We start from the raw sequence: 16,959 nt of genomic DNA, 5'->3' as shown, positions 1-16,959 counted from the left end.
GGATCAGGTCGTCGGCTTGTGGCTAATAGGGTTGGATAGCCGGCTGATGGTAGGCAATCAGCCGGGGGGCTGCAAGGAAACCACGGGAGCTGGCAGCCTGCCAGCAGGGTTACATGCTGCCCTCATGCAGTAACAAAGCGATGCTATGCGCCCCCGGATGCCGGGGCTATTCTGCCCCGAGTCACAGCCCAGGATGGCGCCATGGAACCGTTCAGCCCGCAACATTATCAGCGTCTTCTGCGTGTCGCGCAGCGCATTACCATGCAGCGTGACACGCTGCGCCTGTGTGAAGTGATCCTCGACGAGGCACGGCTGCTGGCGCGGGCAGATGGCGGCATGCTGTACCTGCTGGATGACGGTGCCGGCGCGCGGGCGCCGCAACTGGAATGCGTGCTGCTGCGCTGGCCGGCGCTGGTGCTGTGCCAGGGCGGCGCCGGCGGGGTACCGGTGACGGCAGCGCCGGTGGTGGTTGCCGCCGGCAGCCTGCATCCGGCTGCCCGCGCGGTGCTCAGCGGTGAAGTGCTGGTCGGCCCGCAACCGGGCGAACTGGCCGGTGTGCCGCCGGACATGCGCGAACGGGTGGAAAACAGCCTGGTGGTGCCGCTGCTCAATCACGGCCGCGAAGTGCTCGGCGTGCTGCAACTGTTCAACGCCCGCGATGATGACTCGCAGGAAGTGACGGATTTTCCGCCGCGCCTGCTGGCACTGGTGTCCGGGGTGGCCAATTATGCCGCCATCGCCTTGCATAATGTCCTGCTGGTTCAGGAGATGGAGCAACTGCTGGATGCCTTCATCAAGGTGATCGCGCGAGCAGTGGACGAGAAAAGCTCGCACACCTCCGGCCACTGCCAGCGAGTGCCGTTGCTGACTGAACTGCTGGCCCGGGCCGCCTGTGAGGACCAGCAGCACTACGCCGATTTCAACCTGAACGACGACGAATGGTATGAACTGCGCGTGGCCGCCTGGCTGCACGATTGCGGCAAGCTGACCACGCCGGACTCCGTGCTGGAAAAATCCACCAAGCTGCACACCCTGCATGACCGCATCGACGAGGTGGCGACACGCTTCGCCGTGCTGCGCGTGCAGTATCAGGCGGAGTGTGCTGCCGCCGTGGCGGATGAGCCGCAGGCGGCAGAGGCCCTGGCCGAGACGCTGGCGCGCACGCTGGAGACGCTGGTGGATGAGCTGGCGTTCCTGCGCCGTATCAATGTCGGTAGCGAGCGCATGGCCGAGGCCGACCAGCAGCGCGTGCGCGAGATCGCCATGCGCGAGTGGCGTGACGTCGACGGTGTGCTGCAACCGCTGCTCAGTGATGAGGAAGTGGCCACACTGTGTATTGTCCGGGGGACGCTGACCCCTGCCGAACGGGACATCATCAACAACCACATCCAGGTCACGCTGGACATGCTTGAGTCGCTGCCCTTTCCACGCAAGCTGCGCCGGGTGCCGGAATACGCCGGTGGTCATCACGAGCGTATCGACGGCACGGGTTTCCCGCGTGGCCTGACCGGCGAGCAGATGTCGCTGCCGGCGCGGATGATGGCGATTGCCGACGTGTTCGAGGCGCTCACTGCCCACGACCGCCCTTATAAGTCACCGATGAAAATTTCCGAAGCGCTGGGTATCCTGCGACGCATGCGCGATGCCCGGCATATCGATGCCGGGCTGTATGAACTGTTTGTCCGCGCCCGGGTCTGGGAAAGCTATGCCCTCCAGATTCTCGACCCGGCGCAACTGGATGTGAGTGATGCGAGTTCTTATTTGTAGTCTGTGTCTGTTGTTGTCTGTGGCCGCCCGGGCGGCGGATTCCCTGCTGATCACCCTGCACGGCGACCCGGCGCCCGGCGCCCTGCTGCGGGCGGAGGTGGTGCCGGGTACGCAGGTGTGGCTGGGCGATACGCCATTGCGTGTGAGCCCGGCGGGCCAGGTGCCGTTCGGCTTCGGGCGCGATACCGAGGGCGAGGCGACATTGCTGCTGAAGCAGGGAGCACGGGAGGAACGGGTCCGTCTGCCGTTGTCGCCACGCGAATGGAATATCCAGCGCATCGAGGGCGTGCCGCAACGCACCGTTGATCCGCCGCCGCCGGAGGTGCTGGCGCGCATTCGTGAAGAAACGGCGCTGGTGCGCAGGGCGCGGGATACCGACAGCTCGCTGGATTTTTTCGCCGACGGCTTCATCTGGCCGCTGACCGGCCGCATCAGCGGCGTATATGGCAGCCAGCGTGTCTACAACGGCGTGCCCGGCAGCCCGCACCTGGGCCTGGATATCGCCGCGCCCACCGGTACGCCGGTGGTGGCACCGGCGGCGGGTGTGGTGACGCTGGTACACGACGACATGTTCTATTCCGGTGGCACCCTGATCATTGATCACGGCTACGGCGTCTCGACCACCTTCATTCATCTGAGTGAAATGCTGGTGCAGGAAGGCGACGAGGTGACACAGGGGCAGGCCGTGGCCCGCGTCGGTGCCACCGGGCGTGCCACCGGGCCGCATCTGGACTGGCGCATCAATTGGTTTCAGGAGCGGTTGGACCCGACCACCGTGGTCGGGCCGATGCCGTCACGCTGAACGCCACGCCTCGCTGCGGTTGCCGCCGGCAGCGAGGGCCCGCGACAGGGCCTGATCGGCAGCCTGCAGCAAGGTATCGGCGCTTGGTTCGCGCAGGTGTTCGCTGGCGGCTACGCCGCCACTGAGCGTGATGACCTGGCTTGGGCTGCCAAAGTGCGGAATCCCCATGGCCTCCACTTGCCGGCGCAAGCGTTCTGCCAGATGCAGTGCATCGAAGCCATTGCCGCCTTCCAGTACCAGCGCCAGAGAGCGGTCACCACGCCGGGCGACAAAATCACCGCTGCCAGCAACCATGCGTTGCGCCGTGCGTGCCACGGTGGCCAGGCAGAACAGCGCCTCGTGTTCGCTGTAGGTGGCGACGAGGGTATCGAAATGATCCAGCGTGCAGATCACCACGGCGATACGTGGCGGGTGGTGGTAGGCAAAGTGCTTGCGCAGCCGCTGATCCAGCGCAGCGCGGCTGACCACGCCAAGTTCGCGGTCCGGTTGCAGAACCTCCGGCTGGCCGGGGTCCGGCCGGTGCAGGCCGCGCCGGTGCAGATTGAGCAGGCTGGCCTGCAGGAAACGCTGGCGTTGCAGCCGTTCATTGAAAAAGTGACTCAGCAGCAGGATCAGGATGAAAGAGAGAAAAAAGAAACCGGTGTGATAGAGCTGGATACCGGAAAGGCTGGAAAAGCGGGCCGAACATAGCAGGAAGCCACCGGCGGTACACAGTCCCACCCACAGTGCGCAACGAAACGGCACCCGCGAGACCGTGCTCATGAAGGTCAGCGGCAGCAGCATCCACAGCAGGGTCATCGCCTGGTAGGCCGGTGCGCTGAAGCGGCAGATATACAGTTGCAGGCTGTTCAGCAACAGGATGGCCAGCGGTACGATCCACGCCAGATGACGGCGCGTCATGGCGCAACTGGCCGCCACGCCCACCAGCAACAGCAGCCCGATCGCCAGCGCGCGGGTTGGCAGGGTGAGGCGTAACAGTGCCGGATCGGTGCGCCATTCGATCAGTGTGGTGATCAGGTACAGCGGTATGCCAACCAGTACACCGATGCGTGCGGCCAGCACCTGGGCCGGTTGTTGCCGGCGCCAGAAGGGTTGCTCCAGCGCCGCAGGGAAGCGCAGCAGCCAGATCGGCCGGTGCAGCAGTGCAGTGAGCCGGTCGAGTTGGGCCACCGGGGTGTCTGGCGGCGGGTGTTGCTGCACAGGGTCCTTCCCGGGCAGTGACGTCATGGGGTGAGGACTCGCACGGAGCCGTCGTCATCGACGCAGGCGACCCGGTTACGGCCGGCGCCTTTGGCCTGGTAGAGCGCTTCGTCGGCGAGGTGGATCAGTCGCTCGGCAGAATCAACACCCTCGGCGGTGCAGGCCACACCGATGCTGATGGTGACCACGTTGTTGCTTTTGGAGTTGCGGTGCGGAATGCCGAGCCGCTCAATACGGGCGCGCATGCGTTCCGCAAACACCAGCGCATCACGCAGCCGAGTGCCACCCAGCACGATGACAAATTCCTCGCCGCCATAACGGGCAACGAAATCGGTGGCCCGCTGCACCATGGCCTTGGGCACCTCGGCCACTGCCTTGAGGCATTCATCACCAGCCTGATGGCCGTAGGTGTCGTTGTATTGCTTGAAGTAGTCGATATCGAACAGCAGCACGGCGATGCTGTCCGGGGCGCCGCGCGCCTGGTGCTGCATGTTGTGCAGCAGGTTGCTCAGGCGCACGTCCATGCCGCGCCGGTTGACCGCGCCGGTGAGGCCGTCCTCGGTAGCCTGGCTTTCCAAGGACCGGTTGGCGGCATGCAATTCGCTGCGGTGCAGGTGCAGTACCCGGTCGGAAAGGAAATGCTGCCTTTGCAGGCGCTCAAAGAAATACTGGCCGAACAGGCTCATGACCGTGGCGCAGGCGGTGAAGGCGGTGATCACCAGCGCCTCGGCGTCGCTGAGGTGGCTGGCGCCGAACAGGATCACCGCCTGCGCGGCGAGGATGGCCAGGCTGGTGGGTAACGCCCAGTAGAGCTGGATGCGAAACAGGCTGCCAAGCAGCAGGATGGCCAGGAACGGGACGTAGAAGTAGGCATCCTGCAGTGGGTGATCGACGCTGAGCCCCAGGTACAGGTGGATGCCGGCAACCACCAGTGCCATGCCGGCCACCGCCGGCTGCAGCCAGCGCAGGGCATGGCGGCTTGCCAGCAGTACGCCCACCGTGACCATGGCGGCCAGCAGGCGCGGCCGCCAACTGATCTCGGTGGCCTCCGGGGCCACATGATGCTCGACCGCAAAGGCCACGACATACACCAGCAGCATCAAGATGGTGGCAGCGGGAATCAGGCGGGCAGCGTTGTCGCGGAACTGTTCGCGGAAGGCGCTTTCCAGCCGCGCTGGCAGGGTCAGGTGCCAGGGCAGGGCCAGGTCGCGTCCGTTGGGTAATGACTGGTCTTCTTGTAGTGACTGCTGACTGTTCATCCCTGCCCCTGACGTCCCGGGTGGTCCCGGGTAACGCAAACAACCCCTTGCGGCTCAATAGATTACCACCGGCGGGCGGGCTGCCACCAGTTGCCGGGTGATGCGCAGCCGACAGGCCGTGCAGGCATTATGAAATCATGACTGCCGCAGAGGACGATGCCCTGTTCCGGCTCCCTTGCCCGATGCCAGTGCAGGACGCGTTCATAGAGTTTACACATGACCGCTGAATGGCATTCAGATTTTGCTTTGCAGAGAAATTTTTCTGCCAGAAAAACATCGCCGAAAAGAGGTTTTTCTGCTGCCTGCTGCGGCGTTCTCTCGCGATCCTCAAAAACAAAAAAATCCCTGGGTATCAAAAGACAATCAGCTTGATATCAGGCCGATATCTGACCTGTTTTTTGCAGCCTTTCCCTCGCATTCGTTCGATATCAGCGGATGTAAAAGAGCCATCACCTTTGCTCTATCTTAGAAACGTGGCGTGAAAAAACAAACAGAGCGCGTCACGTTCTGCCATCAGCAAGCCATGACGTGTTGCTGATAAACCAAATCAGTATTAATCGGAGACAAATGCATGAATATCAAACTCAACGAACTGTCCGTACAGACGAAAATCGCCGACATGCCGGATTTTCTGAAACGCCGTATGGATGAATTTTTCCTGGAGCGCTGGGGGAAACTGTGGGGGGGCAAGCACATCCTTCGGGGTCGCATTCCTGACCGGCAGTCGATCCAGTTGTTGAGCAACGATTACCTGAGCATCGCCGGACACGAGGAAATCGTGAAAGCGCAGGTGGACTGTCTGCTGGGAGACACCCAGAGCGTGCTGATGTCCGGGTCGTTCCTGCGCGGTGACAACCACCAGCGCCGGTTCGAGCGGCGCATGGCGGATTACACCGGCTATGAATCGTCGATCCTGGCGCAGTCCGGGTACGCCGCCAACGTGGGGCTGATCCAGGTGCTGGCCAGTGATGGTGTGCCGGTGTACATGGACATGAACGCCCATGCGTCCATGTGGGAAGGCGTGATCAGTGCCGGCGCCCAGGTGCGGCCATTCCGCCACAACGATCTGGAGCACCTGCGGCGGCAGTTGAAGACATACGGACAGGGCATTGTCTGTGTGGATTCGGTGTACAGCACCATGGGGGCGTTGTGTGAACTGGAGGGGGTAGTGGATCTCGCCACCGAATTCGGTTGCCTGATCATCGTCGACGAGTCCCATTCGCTCGGGACGCATGGGCCGTTCGGCAGTGGCATGGTGCGCGAGTACGGTCTCAATGACCGGGTGCATTTTGTCACCGCGAGCCTGGCCAAGGCGTTCTCCGGCCGTGCTGGCATCATCCTCTGCAGCAAGACCTTCGAGGAGTATTTCTGGTGCACCGCGCGAACGGCGATTTTCAGTTCCTGTCTGCTGCCGTATGAAATCGCCGGCCTCGACAAGACGCTCGACATCATCATTCGTGATGGCTGGCGGCGTGAGGCCATGCGGATGAACTCCGACTTTCTGCGCAACGGGCTGACCGAGCTGGGCTACAACGTCTCGGCCAGCCAGTCGCAGATCATCTCGCTGGAAGCCGGGCCGGAAAACCTGACCCTGAAACTGCGCGAGGCGCTGGAGGAGCGTGACGTGTTCGGCTCGGTGTTCTGCGCACCGGCAACGGCCAAGAACCGCTCGATGATTCGCCTGAGCATCAACGCCGGCCTGACGCTCAATCAGGTCGGGCATGTGCTCGATGTGTGTGCGGAGATTCGTGATGAAGTGGGTATGTGGGACTGGGCGTCGACCCGTCGTCTGCATCGTGACGTGGTGACACGTCAGCGTGCCGTCGGCTGATAGATCCCGGGCCTGAGCCAGGGAAGGCCTGGAAAAGCCTCGGCTTTTCCGGGCACTTTCCCTGGGTCCGGCCGCCGGGGGCGGGCTGCGGGGCTTGTGCTGCAGAGAGGCTTATTGCTTGTCGAGCTCTTCCAGGTAGGCCATGTAGCTGGAGGTTTCGCTGTCGTACTCAATATCTGCCGGCGGGCTTTCCACCAGTGCGCAGAACCAGGTCTGGTCGCCGCTGACACGCGTTGCTGTGTGCACGTAATCGTCCCAGAAGAAATCCTCATCCTCGTCGAATTCGTCCGGTGATGCCCACAGCCACGGCACTGCCTTGCCGGAAGAGATGCGTTTCATCAGGGCGGCCGGCGGTTTCAGGCCGCGCAGGTTGAACAGGGTGCGTTGCAGGTCGGTTTCGCTATAGACCACCAGGCGCCAGAGCTGGCCGGTCTCGCTCACCATCAGGAAGCCGGTCGGGTCCTCGACGTAGTAGTACTCGGCGACATGGTGCCTGTCGACCAGATCGAAGAAATAGCGGATGAAGTCGGCATCGTAGAGAAAATCCGGCGCTTCCAGTGCCAGCGTGCTCTGGATCAGCGAGGAAATTTCGGAGAAATAACGGCGCTGCAGGTCATTGATGGTCTTGTTGATGCGCATCGTGATCTGCGGATCGCTCTTCATCATGAAGTGATCGATGATGCCGGCGTTGAACGCCTCCACGGCGATTTTCTCGTCCGCCACGCCGGTCAGCAGAATCTTCTTGATACGGTGGTTGCGGATGCGCTGGCAGAATTCCAGGCCGGTCATCTCCGGCATGTCGTAGTCGACCACGACCACGGAAATGTCGCGGAAGCGCTCCGGATTGCTGATCTCCTGCTCGATCAGGGTCAGGTCCAGCCGGATGACCCGGTTCGAGGCCGTGTTGGACGGCTGCTGGTAGTAGGAGAAGCAGCGCTGGTCCAGCGGCGTGCGCTTGGCGCGGCCGTTGAGCATCGCCAGGCATTCCACGGCCGAGGAATAGAAGACACAGGCCAGTTTCTCATCCAGCTGCAGGCTGAAATTATCGAGAAACCGTTCGTTGTCATCCACCATCACCACGGTGGTGGGATGAAAGTAGGGCTGAATGACAGGCTTCAACATGATTAGCGACCCCGGGGAAAAGACAATTCGAACAGTGTGTATTCGCCGAGCCTGGACTCGCAACGGATGCCACCATGCAGGCTCTGCATCACCAGACGGCAGAATGACAGGCCGAGCCCGGTACCCTGATCAACCGTTTTCGACGTGTAAAAGTAGTCGAAGATGTGTTTTACCTGGGTACGGGGAATGCCCGGCCCGGTGTCCATGAAAATCAGCCGGTTGGTGTCCACGCCACGACTGCTGCTGATATGGATCACACCCTTGCCGGCACTGATGACGCTGTGCAGGGCGTTCTTGGTCAGGTTGAACAGCACGTGGGTCACCAGCAGGTCAGACCCATAGTATTCAAAGTCTTCGCCTTCCTGCCACTGTACCAGATGCCGTTCGCGCTCGGATTTGAACGGGTATCGCTCCAGCGCCCGGCGGATGGTGTCATTGATGGAATGATTGCGAAAATTATCCTGCTTGATGGTGGTCTGACCGGCACTGAGCAGCAGCATGTCGATGATGGTATGGGAGAAGTCGATCTCCTCCTGGATACGGTTGGCGGCGTCGCTGAGCTGGTCCAGGCGGGTGCTGCGGATGCGGCGCACGTCCAGGCCGGCCTCCATGGCCGCGCGGTGTGCGGCGACCAGGTGCGGCAGGTATTGCACCAGGCCGGAGGTGGCGCCCTTCATGCCAGAAAGAGGCGTACGCAGCTCATGGGCTATATTGCGACCGATGGCCGCGTGGGCGTTGAGTTTTTCTTCCTTCACCATGTTAGCGGTGTAGTTGAAGATACTGCCTGCAATCACCACGAACGCATAGATCGGCAGTTGCTGCATGTAGGCGGAAAAGGCGGCGGCGCTGTCCGCCGTCAGCAGAAAGGCCATCCAGCCCAGCAACGAGCCGACGACAGCAATGCAGATCACCAGCAGCCAGTCGTACACGGCCAGCACCAGCATGAACAGCGCCGCCATGGTACTCATGCTCCAGACCAGCGACAGGTCGTTGCGCAGCAGCATGTAGGTAAAGAAGAACGGCAGGGCGTAGCTCAGGGCAAACACCCAGTAGCCGGCAAAATAGCGCTGCATGCGCGCCGGCCACAGGCGATAGAACAGCAGCGGGATACACACCAGCACGCCACCGATTCGCAGCCACACGCTTTCGTACGGCTGCGGGAAGACAAATTGCCAGATGAAGTAGTAAAGCGGAAAGCTCACCAGGCCGAGCACGCCGACCATGGGCGCATTGTGGCGAGAAAAATGTGCACTTTCGCTGATCGACTGGTTAAGACGGGAGACAATCATCAGGTATCGGCACGCATGACATAAAAAGGCTGGCCTGTTGGCCAGCCTTGGTAGAGCACTGAGGCGGTTGCCCGCTGGATCAGCGCAGCAGTTCCAGCAATGCGCGACGACGGTCGCCGGAAAGGCGACGGAAGCGCTCGAGCAGACGCTCTTCCTGCTGGGCGGCAGTCTGTTCGTCGGTCAGTTGCATGTCCGGACGCGGATGATCGCCGTTGACGGCGTACAACTCCGGTGCGGCTTCGCTGACGCCATCCACTGGCGCCGACAGACCCAGACTTTCTTCCAGTCGCGCAACGATTTCAGAATTCATGCTGCGATGGTTGATACGGGAAATTTCCGAGATCATGCCGCGAATGCCTTTCGGCAGGCGTACCACGAATTTTTCCACTTCCTGTCTTGTTTGTACGGATGCCTTTCTGTTGTCCATCACACTCCATCCTCCCGACAAAAACACTTAAATATCATAATGATAGCAGTCTGTGCTGCGTGCCAACCCGATGATACTACACCGCAAACGGGAGTGTGCCTCAGTACTGATTAACATCATGGTGTGACCGCAGCGCATTCTGGCGGCGTCTCCGGGGCCAAGCTCTAGGGTGGATTCCACCGGCTGACGCGGCCTGAGGGTCAAGTGACCTGCGCCGGGGCAAGTGACATAATTCGCCCTGATTATAATCGTGGCATTTTCATTCACAGAACGAATGACGGGCGGGAAGCCCTGCCAGCAAGCCCTTCCAGAGAGCCCCATCATGAACATAGGTCGCGTTGATCTCAACCTGCTTAAGTACCTGGATGTCCTGCTGCGCGAATTGAACGTCACCCGTGCCGCCGACCAGCTCGGCATCTCCCAGCCAGCCATGAGTAATGGCCTCAAGCGCCTGCGCGAACTGTTCGGTGACCCGCTCCTGATCCGCACCTCCAATGGCATGAACCCCACCGAACGGGCGCTGGAGCTGCAACCGCTGGTGCGCCAAGTGCTGGCCCAGACGGAAGCGATGCTGACCCCGGACGAGGAATTCCTGCCCGACAGCAGCCGCCGGGTGTTCCGCATCATGACCAGCGACTACGCCGAGGCGACCCTGGTGCCGCATCTGGTGCGCCGCCTGCGGCTGGAGGCGCCGAACGTGGTGCTGGATTTCCTGACGCCCTCTGACGTCAGCTATGCCGACATGGAGCAGGGCCGGGTGGACCTGGCGATCAACCGCTTCAACGAGATCCCCCGCTCCTTCCACCAGGTCACCCTGTGGAAGGACTACTTTTCCTGCCTGCTGAACCGGGGCAACCCGCTGGCGCGGGATTTCAATCTGGATGCCTACCTCAGCGCCCAGCATATCTGGGTGTCCAAGACCGGCTTCGGCGTCGGCTTCGGCATGAACCCGGAAAAGCTCGGCGGCCTGGGCTGGATCGACCAGGCGCTGGCGCGGATCGGCAAGACCCGGCGCATCTCCATTTTTACCCGCCACTATCAGATGCCGGCGCTGCTGGCGATGAACAATGACCTGGTGGCGACGCTGCCGAGCCGGGTGGCGCGCATGCAGGCCCAGAACCCGAGGCTGGTGATCAAGGACCCGCCGTTCGTGATTCCGCGCTTTGAGTTGAAGATGGCCTGGTCACCGCTGCTGCATCACAACGCGGCGCACCGCTGGCTGCGTAAGCTGATTCAGGAAGAGGCGGGGAATATCCTGCGCGAGGACCCGGACGAGCGGGAGCAGGATATTTGAGGGGGCGGGTCTGACGTCGGACGTCTGACGTCGGACGCTAAACCGGGAAGGCGCTATCCTGCAGCATCGGGGCATATGCCGGTCCCCAGTATCGGTGGGCAGTGTTTTTGGTTTTGGCGTCAGACGTCCGACGTCAGACGTCCGACCTCTTTCTCACCCCACCGGCCCCCGCGGCCCCAGCGAGCCGGCCTCAGCCAGCGCCCCTTTCGCCACCCCTTCGAAGGCACGCACGCGAAAGTGCTTGCCGGGCGCCTCGTCGGCGAGCTGGCGGGCAATGTGCTCGGCCAGATGCTCCACGGTGGAGTCGGTGTCGATCAGGTAGCAGTGGTCTTCGGGGATCAGCAGTTCGAACAGGCCCTGCTCGGCTTCATAGCGGAAGCGGTGGTGCGGCACCTCATCAATATAGTAGGTGCCTTCCAGGTCTTCGCGGGTGCCGATGTAGATATCTTCCCAGCGATCCGCCCAGAGTTTTTCCCAATAGCGGCTGCGACGGCCATTTTCGAAGATCTGGATGCAGGAGCGGTGGCCGTGGGCAATGCGCTGGCAGTTGCCGTCGTGTTTCTTCAGGCCGTGGGAGTAGTGGTAGCTCGGTGCCGTGCCCACGTCTTCCTCGCGCAACGTCAGCACCAGCTCGCGCACGTTGGCCGGCAGCACCGGCTGGACGATATCCAGCAGAAACAGGGTCAGGGTGCTCTTGGTGACTTCCGAGCCCGGCAGGTACACCGTGCTGCACGTCGGCGCCTTCATGCGGATGGTGCCGCCCTGATAGACCCACTCCAGATTGACGTCACCGCCGGCCTGGCCGGCTACCAGATGGTCACTGTCGGCGGGCACCACCAGTTTGTGATCCACGGTGGCATCCACGGCCTTCTTGACGGCCTTCTTGATCAGGCCGAAGTCGAACACCATGCCCTGCTCGTCGAGATCGCCGGTCAGTTCCAGATCAACGATCCAGGATTCGCCCACCATGCCGCGCTTGCCGTGCAGGTAGGAAAAATCGAGCACTGTCAGGTTATCCACGAAGAGGGTTGCCATGTTTGCCTGCTTGTCTGTTCGTTACCGCGAGATAAAGCGGCCAACATTATGACAGTTGCGGCCAGCCGGCTCATCCTACCGTCCGGCGATTTGTTGATTATTAACGTTACAGGTGTGAACCGTGCCACGTCGACAATGCTGGCTCGTAGACACTGGTCATGCCGGTGGCGCTGGATTAAGGTGATTGTCCCGTGGCGTGTTGTGGCTCCAGCAAGAGGGTGCGCGGCACGCCGGATTCTTTTTCCGCAGTGAGACCGGGCAATGGCCGACACCATTTTTTCCAAGATCATCAGCCGGGAGATTCCGGCCAACATCCTCTTTGAGGACGACCAGGCGCTGGCGTTTGCCGACGTCAACCCGCAGGCACCGACGCACTTCCTGGTGATTCCGAAAAAGCCGATTCCAAAGCTTTCTGACGCCACCCGGGAAGACCAGGCGTTGCTGGGCCACCTGTTGCTGGTGGCGAATAACGTGGCGGCGGAACAGGGGCTGACGGATTTCCGCCTGAACGTGAACAACGGCGCCGGCGCCAGCCAGACGGTGTTTCATCTGCACATCCATGTGCTGGGTGGCCGGCCCTTCAGCTGGCCGCCGGGCTGATGTGCCGCTGCTGAAGGCGCCAGGCGCCTTCAGCGGCTCAACCAGCCGATCAACTGCCGCGTCACCGCTTTCGGCGCCAGCTTTTCCATCGTCACCAACCCGTTGAACTGCAGGCCGATGGCGTGATGCACGGCCTTGCTCTCCACCGCGTGCCAGGCCGCGCGGGCCACTTTCTCCGGCCCCATATTGACCCCCAGCTTGCGCAGCACCGGCGGGATGAACGCCTGTTGTGACAGCATCGGTGTGTTCACAAACGGTGGCATCAGGTCGCAGACGTGGATACCCAGTGCGCGCCATTCCAGGTTCAGCGCTTCCGTCAGCCCGCGCACCGCGAACTTGGAGGCGGAATAGCTGGCCAGGTGCGGGATGCCGTGCACCGCCGAGGCGGAGCTCATGTTGATCACCACCGGGCGCTCGGCCTGTTTCAGCCAGGGCAGGGCGGCGCGGGTCATGGTGATCAGGCCGAGCACATTGATGCGCAGGGTCTGCTCGTGTTCGTCCAGCGGCAGGTCCTCGAAATGCCCGGTGCGCAGGATGCCGGCGCAGTTGAACAGCACCCGCAGCCCGTGATCCCGGGCGAAATCATCCACCGCCGCCTGCGCGGCTTCGCTGTCGCTGACATCCAGCGCCCGATGCCAGGCCGGGGCGCCGCTGGCATCGGGCAGGCCGCCGGCGATGCGGGCCAGGTCGCGCTGGTTGATATCCAGCAGGCCCACGCGCCAGCCCTTCTGATGGAACAGTTGCGCGGTGGCCAGGCCGATGCCGGAGGCGGCACCGGTAATCAGAATGCTGTTGCTCATTACAGTCCCCGTTGAATAAAAGTCGCCATGCGTGCGATGGCGTCGTCAGCACTGCTGAGCACACCGGCATGCACGGCAAAGACGTGCCACATCTGCTGATAGATGCAGGTATGGTGCGCCACCCCGGCGGCGGCCAGCGCCTCGGTGAGCCGCAGGGTGTCGTCGGCGAGAATCTCGTCGGTGGCGCCGATGGTCAGGCATGGCGGCAGGCCGCGCAGGTCGGCGCGCAGTGGCGAGACGTACGGCAGTTCGCGCCGGGCCGGTGCGTACAGATCGGCAGCATGCTCCAGCGTGCGCCAGCTCAGCATCACGTCGTCCGGCTGCTCGGCATGGTGCGCGGCCGGGTGGGTGAGGTCCGCCCAGGGCGAGATCAGGATCAGCCCGGCCGGCAGCGGCAGGCCGCTGTCGCGCAGGCGCAGTGCGGTGGAGAGGGTCAGGCCGCCGCCGGCGGAATCGCCGCCAATCACGATGTTCTCCGGCGCATAGCCCTGGGCCAGCAGGCTTTGGTACGCCGTCACGGCGTCGTCCTGCGCAGCCGGGAACGGATGCTCCGGCGCCAGCCGGTAGTCGACCACGAACACGCCGGCGCCGCTGGCCCGCGCCAGGTGGCTGGTCAGCGCCCGGTGCGTGCCCGGGCCGCCCACTACATAGGCGCCGCCGTGCAGGTAGAGCAGCGCGCGCGCCGGTTGCGCCGTATCCGGGACATGCAGGTATTCCGTTGGCACGCCATTGAGCGAGACGACGCTGCGCTCGACGCCGCGGGCGGTCAGGGTGGTCAGTGCCGAGAGGCGCAGGCCGCGCCGCAGCACGGCGACCGGCACCGCCGGATGGAACATCGGTTTCACCAGCGTGCGCAGTGCCAGCCGCAGCGACGCCGCCGCCAGTTGCTGGCCGCGCCGGGTGTCAGCGGGCAGTAAAGTGGTAGTCATCCGGATTGATCCGTCGCGTCAGTTGCCGGTAGCGGAAGGTGAAGCCCGGCCAGTTATTGGTGTTCTTGCCGCTGTCGGTCTTGTACCAGCTTGTGCAGCCCTTGTCCCAGACGGTGCTGCGAATCTGCTCCTGCAGCGCCAGGTTGAAGACGTCTTGTGAGACCTCGTGCACTTCCAGCGAGCGCGCGTTGCGCTCGTCCATGGTCTTCAGGCTGTCCATCACATAGTGAATCTGGCTCTCCAGCATATAGACGATGGAGCTGTGGCCCAGGTTGGTGTTCGGGCCGTAGAGCATGAACAGGTTCGGGAAACCGTGCACGGTAATGCCCAGGTAGGCCTCGGCGCCGTCGCGCCAGGCCTGGTTCAGGGAGAGGCCGTTGCGGCCGGTGATCTGCATCGGCGACAGGAATTCGGTGGCCTGGAAACCGGTGCCGTAGATCAGCACATCGGCCGGGTGCTCGACGCCGTCGCGGGTGCGCACGCCGGTGGGCGTGATGTTGTCGATGCGGGTATCGACTACCTGGACGTTGTCGCGGGCCAGCGCCGGGTAATAGTCGTTGGAGATCAGCACCCGCTTGCAGCCGATCGGGTAATCCGGGGTCAGCGTGCGGCGCAGCGCCGGGTCCTTGATGTGCTTGTGCATCAGCGCCTGTGCTTTACGGGCGTACAGCGTCATCACCTGTTGCAGCGCGGTGAAACCGAGCACGCGGGTCTCGTACAGCGAGTAGATGCCGCCCCGGCTGAGTTTCTGCAGCAGCGGTGAGCGTGCGATCAGGGCTTTTTCCAGCCGCGTGTAAGGGCGGTCGGCCTTGGGGATCACATAGGGGGCAGAGCGCTGGAACAGGGTCAGCCTGGCGACGTGCGGCGCAATGGCCGGCACGAACTGGATCGCGCTGGCGCCGGTACCGATCACGGCGACCCGCTTGCCGGTCAGGTCGAGATCATGGCGCCACTGGGCCGAATGAAATGCCGGGCCCTGGAAGCTGTCGATACCCGGCAGCCGGGGAATGGACGGGCGATTGAGCTGGCCGGTGGCGGTGATCAGGTAACGGGCGCTGAGGGTGTCGCCCCGGGTGGTGTTGATGCGCCACAGGCCGGCGGTGTCATCGAAGTGGGCGCCGGCTACTTCGGTGCCGAAGCGGATATGCCGGTACAGGTCATACTTGCGCGCGCAGTGCCGGAGGTAGTCGAAGATTTCCGCCTGCGGGGCAAAGCGCCGCGACCAGTCCGGCTTGCGCTCAAACGAATAGGAATACAGGTGCGAAGGCACATCGCAGGCGGCGCCGGGGTAGCTGTTCTCGCGCCAGCAACCGCCCACGTCCTCGGCCTTTTCCAGCAGCACGAGCGAATCGCGGCCGGCTTTTTTCAGTTTGATGGCCATACCCAGCCCGCCAAAGCCGGCGCCGATGATGGCCACTTCAAAGGTGTTCTGCATGACATATCCCGGTCACAGTCCCTGATGGTGGGCATGCTAGTGCAGGTCAGGCGGCTTGTTTATGACCGCAGCGGCCATTAGATTGTGATTTTCGGACATCCGGTCAAGTGGCGTCATGAACCTTCAGGCACGCCGGGGCACCGCCTCGGTACAACTGCTCTGCCAGCTCGGTGAAGAACTGGGCGTGTCCACGGCGGCCTGCCTGCGGGATACCGGGCTGGACGAGGCGCTGCTGGCCGACCCGCTGGCGGAGATCACCGCCGGCCAGGAACTGCATCTGGTGCGCAATCTGGTTGCCCGGATCGGCAGCGGCCCGGGCCCGGGTGTGCTGGCCGGGCAGCGCTACCACCTGACCAGCTACGGCATCTGGGGCTTCGGCCTGGTCAGCAGCCCGAGCCTGCGCAGTGCGGTGGAGCTGGGTATCCACTATCTGGACCTGACCTTTGCCTTCGCCCGCATCTGGCTGGAGGAAGTCGAAGGTGAAGCGCGGCTGCGCCTGGATGGCAGCCACCTGCCGGAGGATGTGCGCGTGTTCCTGCTCGAACGGGATGCCGCCGCCATTGCCACGCTGCAACGGGAGTTGTTCGATACACCGCTGCCACAACGGCGCGTCTGCTTCCGTCATTCGCCGCCGGAGGATCTCGGCCCGTACCGGCAGGTCTTCACCATCATGCCCACGTTCAACCAGCCACAGGACCTGGCCGCCTTCGATGCCCGCCTGCTCGATTTGCCGCTCCCGCAGGCCAACAGCCACACCCGCCGGTTGTGCGAGGCCCAGTGTCGTGACCTGCTGGTGCGCCGCCGCGCCCGCGCGGGGATTGCCGGGCAGGTGCGCGAGCAATTGCTGGCCGCTGCGGCAGACATGCCGGACATGGAGCGGGTCGCGCAGGCGCTGCACGTCAGCTCCCGCACCCTGCGCCGGCAGCTCGAGGCGCAGGACACCAGCTTCCGCGCCCTGGTGGAAGAAGTACGCCAGGCGCTGGCGGAAGAGATGCTGCGTGCCGGGGGCTTCAGCGTGGAAGAGGTGGCGGCCAGGCTGGGCTATGCCGAAGTGGCCAGCTTTATCCACGCTTTCCGCCGCTGGACCGGCATCACACCGGGGACCTTTGCCCGCCATGCCCGCGCCGGGCTGTGACCGGGTGCGCGCCAGACGTCGGGCGTGCGTGCTA

16 protein-coding genes are annotated in these 16,959 nt (G+C 63.2%); 7 read left to right on the top strand and 9 right to left on the bottom strand.

What is annotated here, in order from left to right; translation table 11 throughout:
* The first annotated feature begins 201 nt into the window (after positions 1 to 201).
* Both S7S_RS15425 and S7S_RS15420 read left to right on the top strand, forming a co-directional pair.
* Positions 202 to 1,767 carry a GAF and HD-GYP domain-containing protein gene (locus S7S_RS15425; RefSeq protein ID WP_008733536.1) on the top strand — a complete coding sequence of 522 codons (1,566 nt, stop codon included), beginning with the start codon at positions 202 to 204 and terminating at the stop codon, positions 1,765 to 1,767.
* Entirely contained in the window at positions 1,748 to 2,569 is an 822-nt protein-coding gene (locus S7S_RS15420) for a M23 family metallopeptidase (RefSeq protein WP_035203064.1), read from the top strand. Before S7S_RS15425 ends, S7S_RS15420 begins: the two co-directional genes overlap by 20 nt.
* Here the strand turns inward: S7S_RS15420 and S7S_RS15415 are convergent.
* Positions 2,561 to 3,796 carry a diguanylate cyclase domain-containing protein gene (locus S7S_RS15415; RefSeq protein ID WP_082027742.1) on the bottom strand — a complete coding sequence of 412 codons (1,236 nt, stop codon included), beginning with the start codon at positions 3,794 to 3,796 and terminating at the stop codon, positions 2,561 to 2,563. The genes S7S_RS15420 and S7S_RS15415 overlap by 9 nt on opposite strands.
* Entirely contained in the window at positions 3,793 to 5,028 is a 1,236-nt protein-coding gene (locus S7S_RS15410; RefSeq protein WP_008733539.1) for a GGDEF domain-containing protein, read from the bottom strand. The genes S7S_RS15415 and S7S_RS15410 overlap by 4 nt, the downstream gene beginning before the upstream one ends.
* A gap of 216 nt (positions 5,029 to 5,244) precedes the next feature.
* On the opposite strand from S7S_RS15410, the gene S7S_RS19885 reads away from it, so the two are divergent.
* Together S7S_RS19885 and cqsA are read left to right on the top strand one after the other, a co-directional pair.
* Complete coding sequence (locus tag S7S_RS19885; RefSeq protein ID WP_169745578.1) at positions 5,245 to 5,400, top strand: hypothetical protein; 156 nt, start codon at positions 5,245 to 5,247, stop codon at positions 5,398 to 5,400.
* A 199-nt stretch (positions 5,401 to 5,599) separates the two neighbouring features.
* Positions 5,600 to 6,859, top strand: a complete 1,260-nt coding sequence (cqsA, locus tag S7S_RS15405; protein WP_008733540.1) for an alpha-hydroxyketone-type quorum-sensing autoinducer synthase — start codon at positions 5,600 to 5,602, stop codon at positions 6,857 to 6,859.
* Between the two features lie 111 nt (positions 6,860 to 6,970).
* Here cqsA and S7S_RS15400 read toward each other — a convergent pair whose 3' ends face one another.
* The 3 genes from S7S_RS15400 to S7S_RS15390 all read right to left on the bottom strand — a co-directional run bounded on the left by S7S_RS15400 (position 6,971) and on the right by S7S_RS15390 (position 9,697).
* Positions 6,971 to 7,981, bottom strand: a complete 1,011-nt coding sequence (locus S7S_RS15400) for a response regulator (protein ID WP_008733541.1) — start codon at positions 7,979 to 7,981, stop codon at positions 6,971 to 6,973.
* Between the two features lie 2 nt (positions 7,982 to 7,983).
* Positions 7,984 to 9,270, bottom strand: coding sequence for an ATP-binding protein (locus S7S_RS15395; protein WP_035203067.1), 1,287 nt, complete (start codon positions 9,268 to 9,270; stop codon positions 7,984 to 7,986).
* Positions 9,271 to 9,349: 79 nt separating this feature from the next.
* Entirely contained in the window at positions 9,350 to 9,697 is a 348-nt protein-coding gene (locus tag S7S_RS15390) for an Arc family DNA-binding protein (RefSeq protein WP_008733544.1), read from the bottom strand.
* A 322-nt stretch (positions 9,698 to 10,019) separates the two neighbouring features.
* Between S7S_RS15390 and S7S_RS15385 the strand changes: the two genes are divergently transcribed.
* Positions 10,020 to 10,991, top strand: a complete 972-nt coding sequence (locus S7S_RS15385; protein WP_008733549.1) for a LysR family transcriptional regulator — start codon at positions 10,020 to 10,022, stop codon at positions 10,989 to 10,991.
* A gap of 153 nt (positions 10,992 to 11,144) precedes the next feature.
* Here S7S_RS15385 and S7S_RS15380 read toward each other — a convergent pair whose 3' ends face one another.
* Positions 11,145 to 12,026, bottom strand: coding sequence for a 6-pyruvoyl trahydropterin synthase family protein (locus S7S_RS15380; RefSeq protein ID WP_008733551.1), 882 nt, complete (start codon positions 12,024 to 12,026; stop codon positions 11,145 to 11,147).
* A 261-nt stretch (positions 12,027 to 12,287) separates the two neighbouring features.
* On the opposite strand from S7S_RS15380, the gene S7S_RS15375 reads away from it, so the two are divergent.
* Positions 12,288 to 12,626, top strand: coding sequence for a histidine triad nucleotide-binding protein (locus S7S_RS15375; protein WP_008733553.1), 339 nt, complete (start codon positions 12,288 to 12,290; stop codon positions 12,624 to 12,626).
* A 29-nt stretch (positions 12,627 to 12,655) separates the two neighbouring features.
* On the opposite strand, the gene S7S_RS15370 is transcribed toward S7S_RS15375, so the two are convergent.
* Genes S7S_RS15370 through S7S_RS15360 form a run of 3 tightly spaced genes read right to left on the bottom strand, consistent with a single transcriptional unit; the run spans position 12,656 to position 15,790 of the window.
* Complete coding sequence (locus S7S_RS15370) at positions 12,656 to 13,426, bottom strand: SDR family oxidoreductase (protein ID WP_008733555.1); 771 nt, start codon at positions 13,424 to 13,426, stop codon at positions 12,656 to 12,658.
* Positions 13,426 to 14,355, bottom strand: a complete 930-nt coding sequence (locus S7S_RS15365; RefSeq protein WP_008733557.1) for an alpha/beta hydrolase — start codon at positions 14,353 to 14,355, stop codon at positions 13,426 to 13,428. The genes S7S_RS15370 and S7S_RS15365 overlap by 1 nt, the downstream gene beginning before the upstream one ends.
* Positions 14,330 to 15,790, bottom strand: coding sequence for a flavin-containing monooxygenase (locus S7S_RS15360; RefSeq protein ID WP_008733559.1), 1,461 nt, complete (start codon positions 15,788 to 15,790; stop codon positions 14,330 to 14,332). The genes S7S_RS15365 and S7S_RS15360 overlap by 26 nt, the downstream gene beginning before the upstream one ends.
* A 115-nt stretch (positions 15,791 to 15,905) precedes the next feature.
* Between S7S_RS15360 and S7S_RS15355 the strand changes: the two genes are divergently transcribed.
* Positions 15,906 to 16,925, top strand: a complete 1,020-nt coding sequence (locus tag S7S_RS15355; protein ID WP_008733562.1) for an AraC family transcriptional regulator — start codon at positions 15,906 to 15,908, stop codon at positions 16,923 to 16,925.
* Positions 16,926 to 16,959: the final 34 nt, after the last annotated feature.

The organism is Isoalcanivorax pacificus W11-5, from assembly GCF_000299335.2.
Lineage (GTDB): Bacteria > Pseudomonadota > Gammaproteobacteria > Pseudomonadales > Alcanivoracaceae > Isoalcanivorax > Isoalcanivorax pacificus.
This window is presented reverse-complemented; position numbering and strand designations above follow the sequence as displayed.